Consider the following 241-nt stretch of genomic DNA (forward strand, 5'->3'; position numbering starts at 1 on the left):
ACGAATGATGTAGTTGTCTTAACTACTTTACGGTAAACGTGAGTTACATTACCATCTTTATCAGTTGTAGTCTTAACAAACTCGTATCCTGAGATATCTTTCTTAGGTTGGTTACCTTCTTCATTTGGTGAAACTGGGTTACCATTTCCATCTACGAATGATGTAGTTGTCTTAACTACTTTACGGTAAACGTGAGTTACATTACCATCTTTATCAGTTGTAGTCTTAACAAACTCGTATC

The 241-nt window shown here is 35.3% G+C and carries 1 protein-coding gene; it reads right to left on the reverse strand.

The window, feature by feature from the left end:
- The coding region (locus tag EII37_RS11020) for a hypothetical protein (RefSeq protein ID WP_260424867.1) at window positions 1-241 on the reverse strand (241 nt) is incomplete at both ends.

The organism is Streptococcus sp. OH4692_COT-348 (assembly GCF_003859975.1).
Classification (GTDB): domain Bacteria; phylum Bacillota; class Bacilli; order Lactobacillales; family Streptococcaceae; genus Streptococcus.